The 23,951-nt window shown below is 38.4% G+C and carries 17 protein-coding genes; 14 read left to right on the plus strand and 3 right to left on the minus strand.

The window, feature by feature from the left end; all coding sequences use genetic code 11:
• Nucleotides 1-162: 162 nt before the first annotated feature.
• The 9 genes from NMG63_RS01285 to NMG63_RS01325 all read left to right on the plus strand — a co-directional run bounded on the left by NMG63_RS01285 (nucleotide 163) and on the right by NMG63_RS01325 (nucleotide 12,073).
• Nucleotides 163-1,728 (plus strand): PTS transporter subunit EIIC, encoded by a 1,566-nt coding sequence (locus NMG63_RS01285; RefSeq protein WP_254007205.1) that lies wholly within the window; start codon nucleotides 163-165, stop codon nucleotides 1,726-1,728.
• A gap of 134 nt (nucleotides 1,729-1,862) precedes the next feature.
• Entirely contained in the window at nucleotides 1,863-3,257 is a 1,395-nt protein-coding gene (locus NMG63_RS01290; protein ID WP_254007206.1) for a family 20 glycosylhydrolase, read from the plus strand.
• Nucleotides 3,239-4,465: a family 20 glycosylhydrolase gene (locus NMG63_RS01295; protein WP_254007207.1), complete on the plus strand. Its 1,227-nt coding sequence runs from the start codon at nucleotides 3,239-3,241 to the stop codon at nucleotides 4,463-4,465. The genes NMG63_RS01290 and NMG63_RS01295 overlap by 19 nt, the downstream gene beginning before the upstream one ends.
• Before the next feature lie 354 nt (nucleotides 4,466-4,819).
• The gene (locus NMG63_RS01300) at nucleotides 4,820-5,758 is read left to right on the plus strand and encodes an ABC transporter permease (RefSeq protein ID WP_254007208.1); all 939 of its coding nucleotides are present in this window, start codon (nucleotides 4,820-4,822) and stop codon (nucleotides 5,756-5,758) included.
• Nucleotides 5,759-5,766: 8 nt separating this feature from the next.
• Complete coding sequence (locus NMG63_RS01305) at nucleotides 5,767-6,678, plus strand: carbohydrate ABC transporter permease (RefSeq protein ID WP_254007209.1); 912 nt, start codon at nucleotides 5,767-5,769, stop codon at nucleotides 6,676-6,678.
• Between the two features lie 53 nt (nucleotides 6,679-6,731).
• The gene (locus tag NMG63_RS01310) at nucleotides 6,732-8,177 is read left to right on the plus strand and encodes an ABC transporter substrate-binding protein (RefSeq protein WP_254007210.1); all 1,446 of its coding nucleotides are present in this window, start codon (nucleotides 6,732-6,734) and stop codon (nucleotides 8,175-8,177) included.
• Between the two features lie 87 nt (nucleotides 8,178-8,264).
• Complete coding sequence (locus tag NMG63_RS01315) at nucleotides 8,265-8,876, plus strand: YesL family protein (RefSeq protein ID WP_254007211.1); 612 nt, start codon at nucleotides 8,265-8,267, stop codon at nucleotides 8,874-8,876.
• Nucleotides 8,854-10,587: a sensor histidine kinase gene (locus tag NMG63_RS01320; RefSeq protein ID WP_254007564.1), complete on the plus strand. Its 1,734-nt coding sequence runs from the start codon at nucleotides 8,854-8,856 to the stop codon at nucleotides 10,585-10,587. The genes NMG63_RS01315 and NMG63_RS01320 overlap by 23 nt, the downstream gene beginning before the upstream one ends.
• Nucleotides 10,580-12,073 carry a response regulator transcription factor gene (locus NMG63_RS01325; RefSeq protein WP_254007213.1) on the plus strand — a complete coding sequence of 498 codons (1,494 nt, stop codon included), beginning with the start codon at nucleotides 10,580-10,582 and terminating at the stop codon, nucleotides 12,071-12,073. The genes NMG63_RS01320 and NMG63_RS01325 overlap by 8 nt, the downstream gene beginning before the upstream one ends.
• A 45-nt stretch (nucleotides 12,074-12,118) precedes the next feature.
• Here the strand turns inward: NMG63_RS01325 and NMG63_RS01330 are convergent, their stop codons facing one another.
• The 3 genes from NMG63_RS01330 to NMG63_RS01340 all read right to left on the minus strand — a co-directional run bounded on the left by NMG63_RS01330 (nucleotide 12,119) and on the right by NMG63_RS01340 (nucleotide 16,611).
• Nucleotides 12,119-13,297 (minus strand): MFS transporter, encoded by a 1,179-nt coding sequence (locus NMG63_RS01330; protein WP_254007214.1) that lies wholly within the window; start codon nucleotides 13,295-13,297, stop codon nucleotides 12,119-12,121.
• 160 nt (nucleotides 13,298-13,457) lie between these two features.
• A complete protein-coding gene (locus NMG63_RS01335) occupies nucleotides 13,458-15,572 on the minus strand; it encodes a GH92 family glycosyl hydrolase (RefSeq protein ID WP_254007215.1) in 2,115 nt (704 codons plus the stop codon).
• A 10-nt stretch (nucleotides 15,573-15,582) separates the two neighbouring features.
• Nucleotides 15,583-16,611: a GntR family transcriptional regulator gene (locus NMG63_RS01340; RefSeq protein WP_254007216.1), complete on the minus strand. Its 1,029-nt coding sequence runs from the start codon at nucleotides 16,609-16,611 to the stop codon at nucleotides 15,583-15,585.
• 179 nt (nucleotides 16,612-16,790) lie between these two features.
• Here NMG63_RS01340 and NMG63_RS01345 point away from each other — a divergent pair, with 179 nt between their 5' ends.
• From NMG63_RS01345 to NMG63_RS01365, 5 genes are read left to right on the plus strand one after another with little or no spacing between them, the layout of a single operon-like run.
• The gene (locus tag NMG63_RS01345; RefSeq protein ID WP_254007217.1) at nucleotides 16,791-18,086 is read left to right on the plus strand and encodes a glycoside hydrolase family 125 protein; all 1,296 of its coding nucleotides are present in this window, start codon (nucleotides 16,791-16,793) and stop codon (nucleotides 18,084-18,086) included.
• Nucleotides 18,087-18,088: 2 nt separating this feature from the next.
• Complete coding sequence (locus NMG63_RS01350) at nucleotides 18,089-20,758, plus strand: alpha-mannosidase (protein WP_254007218.1); 2,670 nt, start codon at nucleotides 18,089-18,091, stop codon at nucleotides 20,756-20,758.
• Nucleotides 20,758-22,149: a glycoside hydrolase family 1 protein gene (locus NMG63_RS01355; RefSeq protein ID WP_254007447.1), complete on the plus strand. Its 1,392-nt coding sequence runs from the start codon at nucleotides 20,758-20,760 to the stop codon at nucleotides 22,147-22,149. The genes NMG63_RS01350 and NMG63_RS01355 overlap by 1 nt, the downstream gene beginning before the upstream one ends.
• A gap of 3 nt (nucleotides 22,150-22,152) precedes the next feature.
• Nucleotides 22,153-23,043 (plus strand): ROK family protein, encoded by an 891-nt coding sequence (locus NMG63_RS01360; RefSeq protein ID WP_200542971.1) that lies wholly within the window; start codon nucleotides 22,153-22,155, stop codon nucleotides 23,041-23,043.
• Nucleotides 23,027-23,920, plus strand: coding sequence for an ROK family protein (locus NMG63_RS01365; RefSeq protein ID WP_254007219.1), 894 nt, complete (start codon nucleotides 23,027-23,029; stop codon nucleotides 23,918-23,920). The genes NMG63_RS01360 and NMG63_RS01365 overlap by 17 nt, the downstream gene beginning before the upstream one ends.
• Nucleotides 23,921-23,951 lie beyond the last annotated feature (31 nt).

A 23,951-nucleotide genomic window follows, 5' to 3' on the forward strand; every position in this document is an offset into this window, starting at 1 on the left:
AAAAGACTGTTGATTAATCAACGGTCTTTTTTTTTTCGAAGTGTATATTTCGCTATAAATCAAACACCTAATTGTGTTATCTTAATTTATCATTTTTTATCAAAATCATCTTGAAATCCCTTACTTTTTTCGGTAAAGTATAAACACTTGAGGAGGTAAAGTATGAAAAAGAAGGTTTTTGATTTTCTACAGCAATTAGGACGTACCTTTATGTTGCCGATTGCTTTATTACCGTTTGCGGGGCTTTTATTGGGATTGGGGGCAACTTTTACCAATCCGTCTTTAATTGAAATGTATCATCTGGAAGGCGTTCTAGCGCAAACGGGAGTATTGTATAAAATTCTCATGATTATGAAAGCTTGTGGTGAGATTGTGTTTGCGAACTTACCGCTTCTCTTTGCGATTGGCGTTGCTTTTGGGATGGCAAGAGAATCGAAAGAGGTTGCGGCATTGGCAGCTGCAATATCATATTTAATGATGAATGTCGCTATGGCATCAACCATCGAACAATTTGGTAATCTCGATACGTTAATGAAAACGTCGGGTTTGATTACACAGGTGTTGGGGATTGAAAATACTTTGAATACGGGTGTGTTTGGTGGGATTATTGTGGGGATTATGGTATCAATACTTCATAATAAATTTTATCAAATTGAGTTTAACGATGCCTTTTCATTCTTTAGTGGAACACGATTTATACCGATTATCTCATCCATTGTTGCGATAGCGGTAGGGATTATTTTTGTTTGGATCTGGCCTTACATCGCGTTTGGAATCGCTTCGTTGGGAGTTGCGATTTCTAAAATGGGGTATTTTGGAACCTTTGTTTATGGATTGATTTATCGTGCATTGATTCCACTAGGACTTCATCATGTCTTCTATCTTCCTTTCTGGCAAACTGCTCTTGGTGGAAGTACTGTTGTGGCAGGGACGGTAGTTGAAGGAGCTCAAAATATCGTGTTCGCTCAACTTGCTGCGGGGGTCCCAGTCGATGCAAGCTACGCTCGTTTCTTTTCAGGAATGTTTCCATTTATGATTTTTGGTTTTCCAGCCGCAGCACTTGCAATGTATAAAACGGCATATCCTGAAAACAAAGCAAAAGTTAAAGGTTTATTGGTATCTGCATCAATCACATCAATTGTGACGGGAATTACGGAGCCTATCGAATTTTCGTTCCTATTTGCATCTCCTTTCCTTTACTTTGGGGTACACGTAGTTCTGGCGGCATTTTCATTTATGCTGATGCATATGCTCGCTGTTGGGGTCGGTCTTACTTTTTCTGGAGGACTTCTTGATTTTGTCTTATATGGAATATTGCCGGGTAACCAAATGACCCACTGGATTCCTGTAGTTGTGGTTGGACTCATCTATGGTTTGATTTACTATGCGGTCTTTACCTTTGCAATTAAGAAGTGTGACCTCAAAACACCGGGCCGTGAAAAGAACGGAAATGTACAACTCTATACTAAGAAAGATTTGAAAAATAAAGATGATGTTTCAGCACTGATTGTGGAAGCGCTAGGGGGGCAAAACAATATTGTAACCATCGATAACTGCGCGACACGACTTCGGATTGAAGTAAAGGATGCACAAAGTGTAAACAAAGACCAGTTCAGTCAAACTGGCGCCGCAGGTTCTTTAATTAGTGGAAATACAGTTCAAATTATTTATGGACCCAAAGTCACAAATATCAAAACTAAAATCGATCAATATTTAAATAAAAAATAAACACATCATCTTGATGTGTTTTTTCTATCTGAGTATTAATTTTAGACATTTCGATACATATTATTGAACTTCATGATTTGGTGATGACGCGGTATGAAAAGCATGGTATTACTTAGTTATATAAGGAGGAGCTTATGGAATCTAACTTAGAGCGTACCATCATTCCAGAAGTAAAACAGTATCAACTTCATGACGGTGTCGTTAAACTGAAACCAAAAATATTTATTGAAACTGAGCGTCTTATTTCAAAAGCAATCTACAAGCGCATTCGAGAAAATCATAAAAAAATTGTTTATGAACCTGAGGAGGACGTAACAAGCATTCATATACTTCCAATGGAAGAAGTACACCCTCGTGGTAGTTATATCATCACAATTGATGATACCATCAAAATCTATGCAAATGATGAAGAAGGAACCCTTTATGCAGTTCAAACACTTCTTAAATACGAACTGACATATGGAGCAATACAAAAAGGCGAGATTATCGATGAACCCAGTGTTGAGGAACGTGGATTCCATTTAGATTGTGGTCGTAAGTACTTTACACCGCAATGGATTCATCAACTTTTGGATACCTTAGCATGGCATAATTTTAATATGCTTCAATTACACTTTAGTGAAAACAAGGGCTTTCGCTTGGAATGCACACAGTACCCTGAAATCGTAAGCCAAAAAGCATTAAGCTTACAAGAACTTAAAGAAATTATGGAACTTGCGGATGAATATTGTATCGAAATCGTTCCTTCATTCGACAGTCCCGGTCACCTTAAGCATGTTTTAAAAACTTATCCAGAGTATGCACTTCCTGGATCCGATGGGGAAGCATGGGATATTACCAATCCAAAGGCACTTGAGATGATCTATGAGCTCTATGATTACTATGCAGAAGTATTTCAAAAATCACGCTATTTCAATATCGGGGGTGATGAATTTATTGATTTCGAGCAGTTTGATGCTTTCCCTGAACTTAAAACTTATGCGCAAAATCATTTGGAGGGAGAAACTGGATATGACACGTATCTTGATTACCTCAATACCATCGCATCACGACTAGAGACAAAAGGGTTTACGGTGCGATTATGGAATGATGGTTTGTATCGACTCAATCAAAATCCAAAGATTGCACTCAAGCCATCGATACAAGTTTGCTATTGGACTAAGTATAATCGCTACATGGCACCCATCAGTGAATTTGAAAATAAAGATATTGCCTTGATTAATTTTCATGCAGAGAATTTTTATTATGTCTTACATCCGGAAGTAGGGGTCAAATGCATTGATCCAGAAAGTTGGTTTGAAACATGGACGCCCAATCACTTTCCATCCAATCAACTTACCGATAAGGTTGAGGGCGCTTATTACTCACTTTGGTGTGATGAGCCAGAACTTCAAACTGAGGATGAAATTTTAAAACAAATACACATGCCTCTTTGTGCAATGAGCGCGAAAGCATGGCGAAAAGAAAGTACAATGACTTATCAAACACTCGTTCAAAAGGAGCAAATACGATGGACACAAATGGATTAATTAAAAAAGCACAAGCACTTTATCCCAACACGAATTTGGATATAACAAAATTACAACTTAACCAACATGTACTTGAAAATTATGAGTTTGATGGGTATCAAATTCACTATGATGATGACTTGATTATTATCGCCTCAAATACAGAACGCGGACATTTTTATGGACTTTTGGATGTATTTTCGGGGAATGCCTCTACGGCACTTAAGAAGGCAAACGTAGCAGAGCGTGGATTGCATGTTGATATGGGGCGTAAATTCTTCAGTGAGGCGTGGTTTATGGACACGATCAAATTAATGGCGCGTCTTAAATTAAATACGTTGCAGATGCATTTTTCAGAGCATTTAGGTTTTCGTATCGAATCGAAACGTTTTCCTCAAATCGTATCAAATGAACATTTAAGTCAAGATGCAGTAAGACGTATCATCAACCATGCTAATGATTATTATATTGACGTTATTCCGTCCTTTGATTCACCAGGTCATCTTCAAGTTGTATTAGAAGCCTTCCCAGAATTCCTTATGGAAAATACAACAATGGGACTGGATATCACCAACCCTGATGCACGTGCCTTTATTAAAGAAATCTATGATGAGATGGATGATTTATTTCATACATCCACAAGTTTTCATATGGGGGCGGATGAATTTATTGATTTTGGAAAATACGATGAATTTCCACAACTCGAGACGTATGCGAAAGAACACTTTGGACCTGAGGCGAAAGGCTTTGATACCTTTGTGGACTATGTAAATGACATTGCATCCCACATCCAAGGGCGAGGAAAGACGGTTCGAGCTTGGAATGATGGATTGTATCGCATTGATCAAAAACCAACAGTACTTCTTAACAAAGACATCATCATTACCTATTGGACGAGTTGGAATCCAATGATGGCACCGGTGAAAACTTTTGTGGATCGCGGTCATGATGTGGTGAATTATATGGACAGCTTGTTGTATTTTGTTTTAGGGGAGAATGCAGGTTATACCTATCCCACGGAAGCATCAATTATGACATCCTTTGAATCAGATCGTTTTCCAAACCGTCATGAAACCTGTGAAGGTGATTTAGAACAACGTGCCGAAACCTTGGGCGCAATGTTTTCAATCTGGTGTGATAAACCCGAAGCGCTGACGGCAGAGCAAGTCGCGTTACAAATTCAAGCACCGTTACGAGCATTCGCCTTAAAGTGCTGGAATGAAAACTAAGATTAATAGGTGAATACCTATAATCCGTTTCTTGTGAGCATGGGTTAAAATACGTAAACTTTATATATCAAGAGCCTATAATTCTTGATAATCGAGTACACAAGGTCTCATGACGGTGTCTCCTGTTATAGACCTTAAAAGACATGCTTTCGCATTGAGATACCTGCTTCCTTCTCGGTTGTGGTATTGATAGGATCAATGTGAAAAGGATGTCTTTTTTATAGGTTTTTTGTGGAATCATAACTATAATTTGTTGATTTATTAGTATATTTTGTCTCTTATATCTCTGAAATGAAAGCGGTACACTTAATATGTAAAACAACAGCAAGACCTTTGAATTTATAGATGTTTGGGGTGAATCAATTGAAAAAAGTATTACGCAATATTAAGAAAAATGCACCGTTTCTTTTAATGGCATTGCCTGGGGCAATTTGGATGATCTTCTTTTTCTACATTCCAGTCCTTGGAAACGTAGTTGCATTTAAGGAGTTTAGATTTTCTCCGGATGGATTTTTCGCAAGTCTTTATAACAGTAAGTGGGTAGGTTTCCAGAACTTTAAGTTTCTATTTGCTACCGACAATGCTTATATCATGACACGCAATACCGTATTGTATAACTTAGTCTTTATTATAGTCGGAACGTTTCTCGCAGTAGTCTTGGCTGTTATTATGAGTATGTTACGTTCAAAGAAAAAAATAAAAGTATTTCAAACAACAATGTTGTTTCCATACTTCTTATCATGGGTTATTATTGGATTCTTTGTCTATTCGTTTTTAAGTCCTGATAAGGGCGCGTTAAACAGTATCTTAGCCATGATGGGTAAAGAACCTGTTAACTGGTATAATGAGCCGAAATATTGGCCGGTATTTATCGTTATCATCGGAATATGGAAGAATATCGGATATAACAGTATTATTTATTTTGCTTCGATTATGGGGATTGATCCAACATATTATGAAGCGGCAATTGTGGATGGTGCCAACCGATGGCAACAAATTCGTCACGTTACGATTCCGCAAATCATTCCGCTAATTAGTATTATGTTGATATTAGCGATTGGAAATATTATTCGATCTGACTTTGGATTATTCTATAACGTAACCCGTAACTCAGGACCACTGAACCAAGTTACGATGGTTATTGATACATATGTATATAAAGGCTTATCGGCATCAGGGGATTTAGGGATGTCATCCGCCGCGGGTTTATATCAATCCGTTGTAGGGTTTGTGATGTTAGTTTCTGCTAATGCCATCATTCGCCGTGTTGATCCTGAATCAGGATTATTCTAGGAGGATGTATGAAGAAGAAAAAAATTGAAAAAGTAGAAGTACGAAGCTTCAGTAAAAATACAGACCGCGTATTTAATGTTATTATTGGGCTGTTCGCATTATCGTGTATCTTTCCATTTATCTTTGTAATTGTGGTCTCATTTACTACAGAAACAGCGTTGATGGTAAATGGTTACTCTCTCTTTCCAAAGGAAGTGAGTTTGGATGGATACAAATTCTTATATGACTTTAAGGGACAACTTTTAAATTCATTTGGTGTTACGGTATTTATTACGGTTGTTGGGACGCTTATTAATACAACATTTACGTCAACGTATGCGTATGCAATTTCACGTCCTAACTTTAAATATCGTCGTTTCTTTACCAAATTTGCGTTACTCACAATGTTATTCAGTGCTGGGATGATTCCCAACTATATTGTGATGACAAAATTATTAGGACTTAAGGATACAGTCTGGGCATTAATTCTGCCAATGGCATTAAGTCCGTTTAATATCATCGTCATGAGAACATTCTTCAAACGAACCGTTCCGGACGCAATCATTGAATCAGCCCGAATTGATGGCGCAAGTGAGTTCCGTATCTTTATTCAAATAGTTTTACCACTTGCGGTTCCTGGTATCGCAACCATAAGTTTATTTGCGGCACTGGCTTTCTGGAACGACTGGTTTAATGCACTCTTGTATATCAACTCTGAAACCTTATACCCGCTCCAATACTTATTGATGAAGATCCAATCAAATCTTGATTATATCTCACAAAATGTAGGGTTATCTGGAATTAATAGTGGCATCGGTTTACCGAAAGAATCTGCACGTATGGCGATGGTTGTTCTGTCCACATTGCCCATTGCAGTATCCTATCCATTCTTCCAGAAATACTTTGTCAGTGGTTTAACCATTGGGGGCGTAAAGGAATAAGAGCGATATAAACAGCTTTGCCTAATTATGATATTTTATAGAGGAGGAACATCATGAAAAAAGGCGTTTTTAAAACGTTTACAGTTTTAATGGCTGCATTACTTGTATTAACAGGTTGTGGTAAGAAAACTGATAAACCAGAGGGAGAAGTTGTGACATTACAACTTTATCAAGTAGGGGATGCACCCAAAAACCTTGATGAATTAACAGATGCAATCAATAAAATTTCTGAGGAAGAAATTGGGGTTAAAGTTAAATTTAACTATATTGGTTGGGGAGACTATGAACAAAAAATGTCTGTAATGGTTACAGCAGGTGATGAGTTTGACTTAGCATTTGCGAATAACTATACGATTAACGCACAAAAAGGTGCTTATGCAGACTTAACAGATTTAGTGAAAGAACACGCAAAAGAGTTCTTTGATTCAGTAGATCCAATCTACTATGATGGTAACGTAATTGATGGTAAACTATACGGTTTCCCAATTAACGGAAACGTGTTTGCACAACAAATGCTTACATTTAATTCAGATTACCTAAACAAATACAATATCGATGTATCAAACATTAACAGTTACGCTGATGCGGAAGCAGCACTTCAAACCGTAAAAGATAATGAACCTGAAGTGGCTCCATTTGCAATCGGTAGTGGCTACAAAGCAACACTTGGAAACTTTGACTATATTTTAGGTGATAAGTTACCATTTGCAATCAACCTTGATGGCGACACAACAAAAATTGTGAATGCTTATGAAACATCACAAGGTATGGAAACATTAAAACAAATTCACGGACTTTACCAAAAAGGATTAATTCCACAAGATGCAGCAACATCCACAACAGGATATGCACTTGAAAGTCCAGTATGGTTTATGCGACAAGAAACTCAAGGACCTGCAGACTACGGTGATTCTCTACTATCACAAGTAGCTGGTAAAGAAATTATTTCACGTCCACTTAATAAACCTTTAAAATCTACAGCTCAAGCACAAATGGGTAACTTTATTGTTGCAATCAACTCAAAACATAAAGTTGAAGCAGTAAAATGGTTAAACTTATTAAATACCAATGCACAAATGATGAATACATTAATCTATGGTATTGAAGGCGAAGCATGGAAAAAAATTGATGATAACCACTTAGAATTACTTGATGGTTATAAAGAAGACAATCACATGGCTGCATGGAATACAGGGAACAGTGCCCTTCTACTCCAACAAGCTAAGATCACGGATGAAATGATTGCGAAACGTGCAGAAGATACAAAGAATGCACCTGTTTCACCAATCTTAGGCTTTAACTTTAAGACAGATGAAGTTAAAACAGAAATCAGTGCTTTAATGAACGTTATGGAAGAATACTCAGCAGTTATCAATACAGGAACTGTTGATCCAGAAGTTAAAGTTCCAGAATTTGTGGAAAAACTTAAAGCAGCAGGTTGGGATAAAGTCTTGGACGAAATGCAATCACAATACGATGCATTCCGTGCTAATAAATAATAAATAAATTGAACAAAGAGCACAAATTGGGGTATCGTTTGATATCCCGATTTTTGCTATGATTATGATGTCAGGGGGTCTATTTTTATGGTTGCAACAACAATAACAAATGTCTTTGAGCGGGTCTATACCGTTATGAAGATGAGTTTAATGTTCTGGGTACTAACTTTAATGGGTGGTGTTGTTTTAGGTGTTGGTCCAGCTTTTCTTGTTTTGATGGATTTATATCATGAACATGGTTGGGAGTATCGTGGTTATGCATGGCGTAATCTTGTATCACTATTTAAAACTCACTTCAAACGTGGTAATGCTTTACTGTATACCGTTTTAGTTCCACAAATTTTAATTGGATATAATGTGTACCTTGCCACGCAAGTGAAACATCCATTGTTTTTTGTTTTAGATTTTGTCTTGATTGCAATGTTTATTTTCCTATCGATTGCATATATTTACGCTTTGGTTTTAAATGCCGCATTTGAGATTGAATTCTATAACCTTATTAAACTGAGTGTTATTTCTGTATTTGTTAATTTCTTCAAAATCTTTCGTATCCTTATGTTAATGATGTGTGTACTCGCACTAACATATCGATATAAGGGATTAATTCTTTTTGGTAGTATTGGGATTTATATTGCGCTGATGCATTGGAGTTTAAACGGTTGGATTCATGAAGTTGATGAAAAGATTGAGATCCTTTAGCGCTAATACAGAAAACACAAGTTTAATGAAAAAATTGATTCGATCCTATTCGGTTATCTTAATCATCATTATTACAATTTTCGCAATTACGGTAGGGTATGTCACATCAAAACGAGACTACGATGAGGCAGTCCTTCAGAATAAAGCGATCAGTCAAAAAATGACGGAAATTATTGAGAGTTACGAACAGGATTTACGTAAAATTGTTTTTGATTTGTTTACGGATGCTGATCATGTACAAAGTATGAAAGATTACTTTTATATGGATCTTCCTACGTATTATACGCAACAATTGTCACAAGATCCTTTTATTTTCTTTCCTAAGGATATTCAGAAACTCTACGATCGTTATGATGGGATTGAAGGGTTTATGATTACTTTAAATAATTCAAATGATTTGTACTATTCGCATACATTACAAAAAATGGGTTATAAACCAAAACGTGTTCCCAATATAGGTGAACAGCTCATGTTTCATCGGGTTTTGACGAATTATGATTCGTATGATCCCGTAGGGATTATTCATCTTATTGCGGATTCACAAAGCATTAATACACAAATTGATTCAATCAATCATTCGGTTCCGCGTTCAATTTACATCTTAACGGATAATGGGAAAATTAAGTATGCTTATACCGATCGTGAAGACGAAGGCTTGGGTGTGATGCTGCGTCAAAGTTATGAGACAGGACGCGATTACAGTGCCTTGATTGATCAGCATTATCTTAAACATGAAGTACCCCTTCAAAATGGGAACCGTGTTGTGGTAGCGGTGAATCGGGCAGATGTTGTCGCGAAATCATTTAAAACATATGCTTCAGTTATTTTGGGAAGTATTGTTTTAGATGTGCTTTTATTGTGGCTTCTCTTTAGAACTTTTGGTCGATACAGTCATCAAGTTGATGATATCTTGCAATCCATGGGTCGCGTAAAAGACGGGGCCATTGATTATCGTATTCCAACGGAAGATAAAGAAGATGAATTACGTGATATTTCAATCGGTATTAATGAAACACTCGATAGTATCAGTCAGTACGTAGAGGAAATTTACCAACTTGAGATCCGTCAACAAGATATTAATCTACGTGCTCTTCAATCGCAAATCAATCCACATTTCCTCTATAATACTCTAGAATTTATTCGAATGTATGCGGTGAGCGAAGGTGTCGATGAATTGGCGGATGTCGTTTATACCTTTGCCAGTTTGCTCCGAAATAATATTTCGTTAGAAAAAACTACGACCTTGGCTAAGGAACTCGAGTTCTGTGAGAAGTATGTTTACTTGCATCAAATGCGTTATCCAAATCGCGTGGCGTATAAATTTGATATAGAACCAGGCTTAGAACAAATCATTATGCCTAAATTCACCATGCAACCACTAATCGAAAACTATTTTGTTCATGGTATTGATTTTGGACGGGTGGATAATGCAATTAAGGTTACAGCCTATCGTGAGAAAGGACAAATTGTTTTAGAGGTTTCCGATAATGGTAAAGGCATGGATCATTCGCGCTTAGTCCATATTCAGAAACTCATCGATGAGTCAGTCTTTAACATCAACGACCACAATTCAGTGGGGCTATTAAATGTCCATGAACGACTCAAAACATACTTCAGTGATTCCCACTACAGTATGACAATCAGCATCAATAATCTTAAAGGTTTTACGGTCACAATGCGTTTTGATGAGGAGGGGGATAAATATGTATAATGTTTTACTTGTGGATGATGAGTATATGATTTTAAGTGGATTACAGAAAATTATTAATTGGGATGATTTAGGACTTCAATGTATAGGGACTGCATCCAACGGTCAAGAAGCCCTAGAATTTGTGCGTAAAAACCCAATAGATATTGTGGTGACAGATGTAAGTATGCCTGAACAGTCAGGAATTGAATTTGTACAGGCCGCACAGGAAGAAGATATCAACTTTAACTTTGTGGTTTTATCGGGATATCAAGAGTTTGAGTATGTCAAAGAAGGAATTCGACTTGGGGCGGAGAACTTCTTACTCAAACCCATTAATAAGAACGAGTTAAATGAAACCTTACGAAAGACAGTAGCTAAACTTGATAGTGAGAAGCGCCATGCTCATACGGATACATTACTTTTTGAAAATACACTTGAACGTTGGGTGAATGATGATATCGATAATGTTGATTTACGGCGGATATTAAAACAGGTGGGGAAACCCTTGCAGGCACATGCACTTTATACGTGCATGATTATTACTCAAATTCCAGAATCAGCACAGACAACATGGATTCAACGACTCATTCATCATAATCAATATTATGCCTTTTATGATGATCAAGATCTTGTAATGATTTTGGAGGCTGATCGCGTAGAGTTTGATGCTCTTCGAAAAGATCTTTCAAGTCATATCAATCATCAAAATCAGATGCTTGCAGTCGGAGAACTTTTAGTTCCACTTGAAGAAGTTCCAAACAGTTATCAACAAGCAGAAACACTGGTGAGTGTGTCTCGGTTTTATGGCGATCATCCCATTACAGAACGGATGATGCTTAAAAACAAACTGGAACAAAACGATTCTATGTATGAGATTTCGTTTAAAAAATTCCATCATGCTTTATCAATTGGGGATATTCATCTGATTAAATCTGAGATTGGGTCGATGTTTAAGTTGTTATTTGAATACGAAGCAGATCCAGAATATGTTCGCTATATTGGTTTTGTAATTTTCTCAGATATTTATCGACAACATGAAAGTGTTGGTTCGCAGATGTATCATGACTTGCTTCATGAGTTAAATAAATGTGATAGCATCGCGGAAATTCGGGAAGTACTGCATCATGCACTTGAAGCAACCCGTAATGATCAGGTCTTAAAGCAACACAATCCGAATATTCAGAAAGTACTTCAGATCGTTTTGAAAGACTACGCAAAAGATATTACGATCAGCTCAATTGCGGACACATTGCATATGAATGCGATGTACCTTGGACAATTGTTTAAGAAAGAAACAAACAAGAGTTTCTCGCAATACTTAAATCATTTTCGAATTAAAGAGGCCCAAAATCTCCTCTTAAAGTCGAATCATAATATTAATGAAATTGCGGAACTTGTGGGTTATACAAGTTCCGGATACTTCTATAAAAACTTTAAAAAGGAATGCGGTATTTCACCGAAAGAATATCGGGAACGTTATTTGAAACAACCAGATCGTATACGATAAAAAAAGGCCTCAACATCAATGTGTTGAGGCCTTACTTTTGTAACGTTATAATTTTTTGGACTTAAGTGTATAAATGGAAAGAATGATTAGTGTACTTGCTAGTACTAAAAAGTATCGTGGCATCAAAAGCATACTACCCGTATGAAGTTTTGCCATAATACGAACTAACAAGCTAATACATAGGTAGTAACCCAGACTGAATAGGGAACCTGCGGTTCCGTAAACATCTTCGAAGCCATTTAGAGCTAAACTGATTGCATTGGATAGTGAAATGGCTGTACCAAATCTAACAACAATCATTCCTGCAATATAAAACACAAGAGATGGATTGTGTGAAGCAAAAACCATGGTTAAACTACCGAGTCCGAAAACAATATTACCAATGAGCATGATGCGTTCGGGTTTATAGTGTTTTAAAAGCATTTGAGTTAAGAGCGCTCCCAGGATTGTAGATATTGCGAAAAACACACTGTAACTACCAATTTCTGTGAGCGAACGGTTGAAAAATGCTTGCAGGATTATAGGTGCTTCCACATAGTAACAGGACATTACCGCGTTCATAACCGCAATAAAGAATCCGTAGATCCAAACTGTTGGGGTTCTAACTAACCTTAAAAAGACTTTGAGAACACTGTTTTTCGGTAAGTCTTCTTGAATACGTGTTTCGGGTAATTTGTTGTAAGCGAGAACAAGTATGCTCAGTCCTAATACAACTAATAGTGCGAGTAAAGAATATAGGGTGTAGCGTTCCACAATAAATCCACCGAGTATGGGTCCTAAACCTGGAACAAAAGCTAAGCCAACAGATACTTTTGAAAATAATTGATTGCGCACATTCGGTGAAAATGCTTCACGTAAAATTGTTTGTGTTGTAACTGAAGTAGTAGCAATTCCAAAGGCTAAAATTGCACGACCCATAACAAATAAAGTGAAATTAGATGCTATAAATACTAAAGAAGCACCGATTAAATATATGGACAATCCATACATCATTGCCGGTCTTCGTCCGTGGGAATCAGAATAGGTTCCCCAAAAGAGAACACCGCAAGCAAATACTAGAAAATAAATGCTAATGGTATTTTGAGCACTGTTTGCACTTACAGAAAATGTTTGCATGACATGTTGTAAGGATGGCGCAAATAATGCCTCATGAAGTTGGGGAAATCCCAATAGTATAATTATTAATAAAAATGTTGGTTCTGAATTTACGATGTTTTTTCTCAAAAAATAGTCCTCCTATCGATTCGAACGTTGAAAAAAAACATCTAAGTCGGGTAGGGGCGCAATTTTTTTAATGATTGAAGTGAATGTCATCATTAATGCTCCTTTGTCTAAGATTTACTATACCATATCTAACTCCAAATAAGCGAAAGAAAAAGCACATTTAGATGTGCTTTTTTGTGTTTGAGAATGGTTTTATCTTATTGAACCAATCATCATTCGGAACAATACCAAGTGTTATTTCGAGATGTCCACCACGCATGATTGTATCGTGCTTCAGGATACAATCATGATAAGGAATTCCGTTGAACAGAATCTCGTTTATAAAATTACATTGCGGATGATTGTTGTGGGTAGTGATATTGAAGGTATTACCATTACTTAGGTGGATTTGCGCAGAATCTAGAAGCGGTATTCCAATCACATACTCTAAACTACCAGGGCATACGGGATAGAATCCGAGAGCACTAAAGATATACCAAGCACTCATACTGCCATTATCTTCATCACCTGGAAAACAATCTGTAAAACAGTGAGTCATTAATTGTTTTAATAAAACCTGACTTGAACTTGCTTGATTTGCGTAGGTGTAGAGATAAGGGATATGGAAGGATGGTTGGTTTGAGATTGCCATTTGCCCAAAATCAATTGCGGCCATTTCACTCATCTCATGTATTTCAAAACCATAACTTCCTACATCGAATGTTGGTTTTTGATTTACGAGTTCATTTAACTTTTGTGTAAATGGGACGGGTCCACCATAAAGGTTGATCAGTCCTTGGATGTCGTGGTAAACGCCAAAACTGTTTTGCCATGCTGAACCTTCTGTATAAGCACCTCCCCATCGATGGCTGTTGAAGGGTTCTTCGAGGTTTCCGGATGTATCGCGTGGTCGCATGAACCCGGTCTGTGGATCAAAAAGGTTTTGGTAATTGTAAGAACGTTTGAGATAGGTCTCTGCCTGCTCGGGTTTTCCGCAATACGTTGCAACTTGCGCGATACAAAAGTCAGAGTACGCATTATCGAGCGTTTGATTGACACTTTCGTGATAGTGATTCGGTACGTATCCGTACTTAAGATAGTCGCGAACGGCTCGACGTCCATAATTCGCATTGGATGATTCTTCAGAAGCTGCATGAATCATAAATGCAAGGAGTTGATCCGCATCTTCAGTTCCAATGCCTTTTAAGATGGCATCGCATATTACTGCATCTATGAGCGTTCCTGGCATGAGTCCACGTTCATCGGGAGAAAGCCATTTGGGTAAATAACCGGTATTGTTGGCGTGGTTTAAAAATCCTTTTAGACTTAATGCATATTGATCAGAATTCACAAGACTCATAAGAGGGAAGACTGTTTTATATGTGTCCCAAAAGCCATTGTTGGTAACCATATAACCCGGTTTGGTTTGTTTTGCCATTGTATTATAATGACAAGGTTTCATATTTTCATCGTATTCGTAAAAAGTCATTGGAAATAAGTGTGCACGATAGAGACAGTGTCGAAACATTTGACTTTGCGAAGGGTTGTGATGATTAAACGTAATCCGATCAAGATTTTGTGTCCAAAGTATTTGGGCGTGATCACACATGGCGTCGAAATTATCAATTTCCCGAGTTTGGTTCAAGTGTGCTTGATTGAGTGATTGATGGGAAAAAGCAGCGTGAATCTGTAAGTTGTTGGCGTCGGATTTGAAAACATAAAAATCCTTTTCTTGAATCAAGGTCCCAGGCTGAGTCATTGTGAATACAAAATACATCTTAAGATTTGGGTCCTCACATCCAGAAGGATTCGATACCCAACCGACTAGGTTTTGACCGTCTTGAGAAATATCAATCTCGTTGATGGCGCTGAATGCTACAGAAATGGCTTGTGAGCCTTGTAGTCGTATAGAAGCCCCATACATTGAAGGTGTTAATTCACTTGTGAGTTGATATCTCGGACTGTAGAGTTTTAGATAATGTGGTTCGAAAATTGCTTCCTGTTTGCGATATGTGGATTGAATGTCATAAAGTGAATGGATGCGTTGGTCTCCAGAGAAGGGACTGATCAACATGGACGAAAAATCCCCCATCCAAGGACTGGGTTGATGCGTTACTCGTAAACCTTGAAAGGTCTCTGTTTCCGGGTGGAACCACCAACTTCCTTTGGATCCATCAGTTTGTGGGGCGAAGTAATTCATTCCAAAGGGTACACCTGTATAGGGTAGAGCATTACCTCTTGAAAAGCTGTGTTGATTATTGGTACCAATGCGTGTATCGATATTAAGTGATTTCATAGAGTCTCCTTTAATTCGTAGAATTTCGCTTTATAAGATTTACGTCAAGGACTTGACGGGATACCGGATGACTTGGATTTTTAATTCGTGAAAGTAACTCATTCATGGCGACACGACCTATCTCCTCAAAATTTTGAGCGATGGTTGTAAGAGGGGGATCAACATATGCGCTTGCTTGTGTATTATCGAATCCAACAATCTTTAAGTTTTGAGGAATGAGAAAGCCGAGGTGTTTGAGTTCAGCCATTAAGGTTAGAGCTAAAATATCATTGCCACACACAAGTCCGCAATGCTTGGATTGTAGTCTTTCTAAGAAGTCTGGATCTAAGGTTCGATCAGATGGGGACCATAAAATTGGATTTTGATGCGTGTAATCAGATGATTCTGACAGTGCTCTTAAATAACCGAAGTAACGTGTACGAATCGAGGACACGTTCTCAATATCTTCCGAAGTCACAAACAAGACTTCATCTACACCTTGTTCTATCAGATGTTTAGTTGCTTCGTAACCACCTTGATCGTTATTTGAAACCACGGTTGTGATTGGCATACCGGAAACTTCCTTATCCAAGATTACTACCGGGATGTTTCGTGCATAGAGAGTAAAGACGGCTTCCAGTGCATCGTGATTGTCGATGGGATAAAAGATAACGCCAGCGAAATCATCGTATTGCGTTTCTAAATCGTAGCGTTGAATCTGTAAGCGGTAAGGCGTTCCCTGTAGAGCTTGAAGCATTCCGGACGTGTAATCACCAAAATTCGAAGCATCGGGGAAAGGCATCATAAATAATAAATCATAGACATCTTCGGATGTTTTTTTTGTATTGGATTCTGCTACAAAACTCCCCTTTCCTTGAACGCGATAAATTAAACCATCTTGTTCAAGTTCGTTTAGGGCTCGTTTTGATGTAATACGGCTTACGCCATAAGTGGTGGAAAGTTCAAGTTCTGTCGGTAATTGACTGTGTACCGATAAGGTTCCGTTCATGATATCTCGTTGGATATCATTTTTTATTTTTTCATATAAGGGTTTTGTCATGATTCGCACCTCTATCTAGTTGATATATCATATCGAAATTATAGCATGTTTAAGGCTTAAATCAATCCAATAAAACGTACTTAAAAACCTATAATTTGTCCATTATTTTAAATGTTGGTATATCATACAATGATTGTGTAAATAGTAATCATAAAATGATATATCAACTAGGAGGGTTTATGACAACTTACAATACGGTACCGCAATCAGCAGAGAAGCTGATTCGCGAAATTCAAACGCAATGTGGTGAAGAACATAAAGCTTGGGGAGAAATATTTGAAAACGTCTTTTCCAATACATTACTCACAACGGTTAAACGGATTGCAGAAGATGATACGTTTGTTTTAACGGGTGATATACCTGCGATGTGGCTTCGCGATTCTACAGCACAAATTCGCCCTTATTTAGTTCTCGCGAATGAAGATGAGTCCATTAAAGAAATGATTCTAGGGTTGATCAATCGTCAAATTTTCTGTATTAACCATGAACCGTATGCGAATGCATTTAATGAGACGGAAAATGGAGCAGGTCACCAAACGGATAACACTTACATGACACCGTTTATTTGGGAACGTAAATATGAGATCGATTCTTTATGTTACCCGATTCAATTGTCCTATCTCTATTACCAAACTACTCAAGATACTCGGGTATTTAGTGAAGCTTATACGCAAGCAGTACGTTCAATTTTAGATGTATGGGAAACAGAACAAAATCATGAAACATCTCCATATACGTTTACGCGTCCAACAGATCGTCCTGAGGATACTCTAGTAAATGAAGGTCGCGGAACACCTGTAGCTTATACAGGGATGACATGGTCTGGTTTTAGACCAAGTGATGATGCGTGTGAGTATCACTATCTTGTGCCCTCAAATATGTTTGCGGTGGTTGTTCTGGAATATATAGAAGAAATATACTCTGATATTCTAAAGGACTCGGAAATTGTAGAGCGGGCACAAAAACTTCGTAATGAAATTAAAGAAGGAATTGAATCGTTTGGCGTTGTGGATACAGATTATGGATCAGTTTATGCCTATGAAGTGGATGGTCTTGGCAATTCGAGTCTGATTGATGATCCAAATGTTCCTTCACTATTAGCAGCACCCTATCTTGGGTACTGTGCATGGGATGATCCAATGTATCTTCGTACGCGCAATCATATTCTAAGTCCATCAAACCGATATTTCGAATCGGGTACTTTCGCATCAGGGTGTGGAAGTTCTCACACACCTAAAGGTTATATTTGGCCAATTGCACTGGCAATTGAAGGATTGACTACACCTGTTCTCGAAGAGAAAAAGCAAATTATCGATACGCTTGTTAAAACGGATGGTGGTACGAAAATGATGCATGAAAGTTTTAATGTAGAAGATCCAACACAATATACACGTGAGTGGTTTTCTTGGGCAAACATGATGTTCTGTGAACTGGTTATGGACTACTTCGGAATTCGTGTTGGAAAGGAACAATAAAGATGAAAAAAATTGTACATATCATATCCCACAGTCATTGGGATCGAGAGTGGTATTTACCTTACGAGCAACACCATATGCGTTTAGTTGAACTTATTGATGATCTTTTGGATTTATTTAAAACAGACCCAGAATTTAAAAGTTTTCATCTGGATGGACAAACCATTCCACTTGATGATTATTTAGCGGTTCGTCCTCATCGACGTCAAGAAGTTCTTGAGGCAACGCAATCTGGGAAACTAAAAGTGGGACCATTCTATATTCTTCAAGATGATTTTTTAATCAGCGCTGAGGCGAATACACGAAATATGTTGGTAGGACTTGATGAAAGTAAACAATGGGGAGAACCAGTAATGTTGGGTTATTTCCCGGATACATTTGGAAACATGGGACAAGCGCCACAATTGATGAAACAAGCAGATATTCATGCGGTTGCGTATGGACGTGGAGTAAAAACGACTGGATTTAATAATGTTGTTGTGGATGAGACTTATGTTTCCAATTACTCCGAACTTATGTGGGAAGGTGCAGATCAAACTGAAATTTTCAGTATTCTTTTTGCGAACTGGTATAGCAATGGTAATGAAATACCCGTTGAAAAAGATGCAGCCCAAGCGTTTTGGAATCAAAAACTTGCGGATGTTGAGAAGTATGCATCCACACGTCATCTCCTCATGATGAATGGTGTTGATCATCAACCTGTTCAAAAAAATGTTGCGGAGGCCATCCGCCTTGCGAACGAGCTATATCCAGACTATGAATTCATTCACAGTAATTTTGATGATTATCTTAAAGCTGTGATGGCTGAATTACCCAATGATTTGGGCAGGGTAAAGGGTGAGCTTACAAGTCAAGAAACGGACGGGTGGTATACTCTTGCAAATACGTCGTCGTCACGTGTTTATTTAAAACAAAAGAATACAGAAGTACAAAATCTTCTTGAACTTGTTGCGGAACCTCTCGCTACAATGGCAATGGAAAATGACTATCCACATGACATGCTTCGTTATGCGTGGAAAACATTAATGCAAAATCATCCTCATGACAGTATTTGTGGTTGCTCGGTTGATGCAGTTCATCGCCAAATGATGACCCGTTTTGAAAACGCTGAAGAAGTTGGAGTCTATGTCAAAGATCTCGCGTTGGATCATTTAGAGAAGCAAATGGATACATCGATGTTCCCAGAGAACAGTCGTCCATTTACAATTTTTAATACACTTGGAATCAAACGCTATGAAACAGTGACAATCACTCTTGAATTGGAGCGCTTAGACTTTAACCGCGAACAACCAGACCAGTTGTATAAGGAACTTGAAGCCAAAGTTCTTCCAAACTTATGTGTTCAAGATGAACAAGGACATAAGGTTGAAGCAGAAATATTAGATTCGTGGGTACAGTTTGATTATGACCTACCAAAAGATGGTTTCCGCGTTCCACATATGTCCAAACGCGTGAAGGTGAGATTATCCTGTGAACTGCCGGCCCTAAGTTGGAAATCGTTTGCACTGGTTGAGGGAGAAAATACGATTGATTGCGCTGAAGAACTTATCGAAAAGAACGTGCTCGAAAATCAATTTTTAAAAGTGACCATTCATGAAAATGGAGCGGTTGATGTTTATGACAAAGCGAATCATAAGTCATACTTAGATGTCTTTTATTACGATGATGCGGGTGATATTGGAAATGAATACATTTTTAAACAACCTTATGGGGAGCAAACACTTACAAGTCGTAATGTTCAAGCAACAATTGAAGAACTTGAACGAAGTCCACTGGTTCAACGTGTCGCTATGACTCAAAATCTTGATATTCCTGTAAGTGCCGATGAATCTTTATTGTACGAACAAATTTCAGTTACAGAAATGCGCCAACGGAACGCTAAACGAAATCTAGAAACAGCACCGCTCGCAATTACTACAGAATTCACATTAGAAAAAAACAGTCCGGTTCTAAAAATTGATACCCGATTTACAAATGAAATGAAAGATCATCGTTTGCGTGCTTGTTTTGATGTTGGATTTAAAACAACACATCATCAAGCAGAAAGTATCTTTGAAGTGGTTACTCGTCCTAATGCGGTAAGCAAATCTTGGGAGAATCCTTCGAATCCCCAACACCAACAAGCTTTCTGTGGTCTCTATACACACGGACAAGGCGTGGTTATTGGGAATATTGGTTTGAATGAATATGAAATAGTCAATAACGACACAATCGCTGTTACATTACTTCGAAGTGTTGGGGAAATGGGAGATTGGGGATACTTCCCTACACCTGAAGCACAATGTTTGGGTGATCATCATACGACACTCTATTTTGGATGTCATAACGATACGAATCGTGTGAATATGTATCAAACTGTGAAAGCAAAACAAGTTGGATTCCAAGTGAAGCAATGCAAGCATCATCAAGGAATTCTTGCCCCAACCCATACTTATCTAAGCTTAAAGAGTCAAAGAATGTGGATGACTGCTTTAAAACGTAAAGAGCATGGGAAAGATCCTATTGTACGTTTATTCAATATGGAATCGGAATGCAGTGATGCTTTGGAGGTTTGTCTGCCAAATCATACGGTGATGAAATCAGATGTTTTAGAAAGAGATAACGGAGTTTTTGATGGCATCATAAAGCCGGCAGAAATTGTGACCCTTCGTTTTAAAAAGGAGGGACAATGATGAAACCGACCAATGATTTCAGTCTTCCAAAGCATTTCTGGTTTGGGGCAGCAACGTCTGCTCCCCAAACAGAAGGTGCAGCGGATGTCGATGGAAAAAGTCCAAGTACATGGGATATGTGGCATAAATTGGAACCAAATCAATTTGATCAAGAAATAGGACCAAATCAAACAAGTGATGTTTACCATCATTACCGCGAAGATGTGAAACGCATGCAAGCGATGAAATTAAATTCATTTCGCACATCCATTGCGTGGACGCGCCTTTTACCTGATGGTGAAACCTTAAATCAGAAAGCTGTCACATTTTATAGAGATTATTTCAGTGCCATGTTAGAAGCGGGTATTGAACCGGTGATTAATCTCTTTCATTTTGATATGCCTTGGTGGCTCATGGAAAAAGGTGGCTGGGAGTATGAGGGTATAAGCGATGCATTTGCTTACTATGCTTCAGTCTGTGTTGAGACTTTTGGAGATTTGGTCACATATTGGACAACGTTTAATGAGCCTATTGTGCATGTAGAGTGCAGTTATCTTTATGGATATCACTACCCTGCAATCCATGATTTTAAGAAGGCAATTCATGCGGGTTATCAAACAATCTTAGCGCATGCGAAAGCGATTCAAGCGATGCGCGCTGTGAAACCCGACGCCAAACTCGGTACAATTCTAAATTTAACGCCAGTCTATGGTAAAAGTGTTCAGGAAGAAGATTTGAAAGCGCAGGAAGCAGCCGACTTACTCAATACCAAAAGTTTTCTTGATGGTATGGTACTTGGAACCTTTTCCGAGCCCTTGAAGGCGTTACTCCTTGAACATGATTTAATGCCAGATACAAATCCTGAAGATTTAGAAATTATTTCCGATGTTAAACTGGATTTTATTGGAGTGAATTATTATCAACCGCGTCGTGTTCAAGCACCCACAACATCAAAAACACCTGCACAAGATCCAGAAGATCTCTATATTCCGTATATATGGCCCGAACGAAGAATGAATCCCTATCGGGGATGGGAAATCTATCCAGAAGCATTGAGTGATATCGCAACGCTAATCAAGGATGAGTATCACAACATACCCTGGTACTTATCTGAAAATGGTATGGGTGTAGCAGATGAGATGCGTTTTGTCGATGAAGACGACGTAATTCAAGATGATTATCGTGTCGAATTTATTTATGATCACTTGAAGGTTTTAGAACAAGCCATTGCGGATGGCGCAAATTGCTTTGGTTACCACTTGTGGACATTTGTGGATTGTTGGTCGTGGCTAAATGGTTATCGCAATCGCTATGGTTTTTATCGTATTGATCTTAAAACTCAAAAACGTTTTCCAAAACAGAGCAGTTTTTGGATGCGTGCGGTGATTGAACACCATCAAAAGGGGGAATAAGCGATGAAATATTTTGTATTTGATTGGGGTGGAACCTCTGTGAAATATGCATTATGGGATGGCGATACTTTAAGCGATCCAGGTTCTTTTAAAACCCCTTCCACTTGGGAACAACTGAAAAACGAGATGTTAGAACGCGTTAAACCTTACCAAAATACTGTTCAAGGTATTGCGATATCATCACCCGGAAGTGTTGATATCAAACAAGGTATTATTGGGGGCCTAAGTGCAATCGACTATATCCATAATTTTAAAATTGTAGAGGAAATGGAATCACTGTTTGGACTTCCTGTAAGCATCGAGAATGATGCAAACTGTGCAGCACTTGCGGAGTCTTGGCGTGGTGTCGCAAAAGACATGAAAAATCTTCTCTTTGTCGTGATTGGCACAGGCATTGGCGGTGCGGTCATTGTAGATGGTGTGTTGCAACGGGGGTCACAACGATTTGCGGGTGAATTTGGCTGCATGATTTTTGACGGTGAAAATACATGGAGTATGGCTGCGACGGCCGTACACATGGCTGAACGATACTGTCTACGCAAAGGACTTGAAATGGATGCATTAACGGGAGAAACCGTATTCCAACGTGCGCAGCACGATCAGATTGCTTTAGAAGAAGTCAATAAGTTTTATGATGCGCTTGCACTTGGTCTGTACAATCTGCAGTTCACATTAGATCCAGATTGTATTGTCTTAGGTGGTGGGGTATCAAAACATCCGGATTTAATTCCCGAGCTAAATCAACGCATTAATCGCTTATTACAAGAGGCCCAACTTGATGAGCTAAAAATCAATCTCAAACCTTGTTCGTACCATAATGATGCGAACTTAATTGGCGCGGTAGCATCGCATTTAAGTCAATGTGGAGGTGAAAATCATGAAATATGCGATTAGTGTTGATATTGGAGGAACCAATACACGTGTGGCTTTAGTTGATGAAGCTGGAGCGATTCTTAAACGAAATATGTTTTCAACAGATTCAAATGATCCTAAAGCGAATCTTATGAAAATTCATGAAATTGTGAAGGCGTTTGACACACCCATCCTTGGAGTTGGGATGTCGTGTCCAGGACCCTTAGATCTAAAAAAAGGTATCGTATTGACCCCTCCTAATTTAACGGGATGGCACGGTTTTCCCTTAAAAGAATATGCGGAATCACTTTTCGATTGTCCAGTGTTTGTGGAAAACGATGCCAATCTTGCAGGCCTTGCTGAGGCATGTTTAGGTGCAGGGCAAGGCTGTGAAGTTGTTCAATTTTTAACGATAAGTACCGGAGTTGGCGGGGGTTTGATTATTAATCAAAACATATTCCAAGGCGCTCACGGTTTTGCGCAAGAAATTGCGAACATCATTCTTGTTCCTGGAGGACATCAATTAAAACCACTGATGCCTGGAAGTTTAGAATCAATGTGCAGTGGCACTGCAATACTGGCTCGTGCTCAAGCAGAGGGGCTAGATGTAAATCATGCAGGCGATGTGGTGACTTATGCGAAAAAGGGAAATCGTGAAGCACAAATCATTCTTGATGAAAGCAAAGAATACCTTGCAAATGCACTTGCGGGGATGATTGGCATGATTGACCCAGACATTATTGTTTTAGGAGGCGGTGTGGCACTGAAAATCGACGGATATGTTGAAGAAGTTTCACAGCGTGTTAAAGAAAAAGTTTATGAGGTTCAAAAAGAAAACGTACGAATCGAGAAAGCAAAACTGGGTGATGACAATGGCATCATCGGTGGCGCATTACTTGTGTTTAATTCACTTTCATAAGTGTTGTGGTTGGCCACAACACGTGACCAAC

The organism is Erysipelothrix amsterdamensis, from assembly GCF_940143175.1.
Taxonomy (GTDB): domain Bacteria; phylum Bacillota_I; class Bacilli_A; order Erysipelotrichales; family Erysipelotrichaceae; genus Erysipelothrix; species Erysipelothrix amsterdamensis.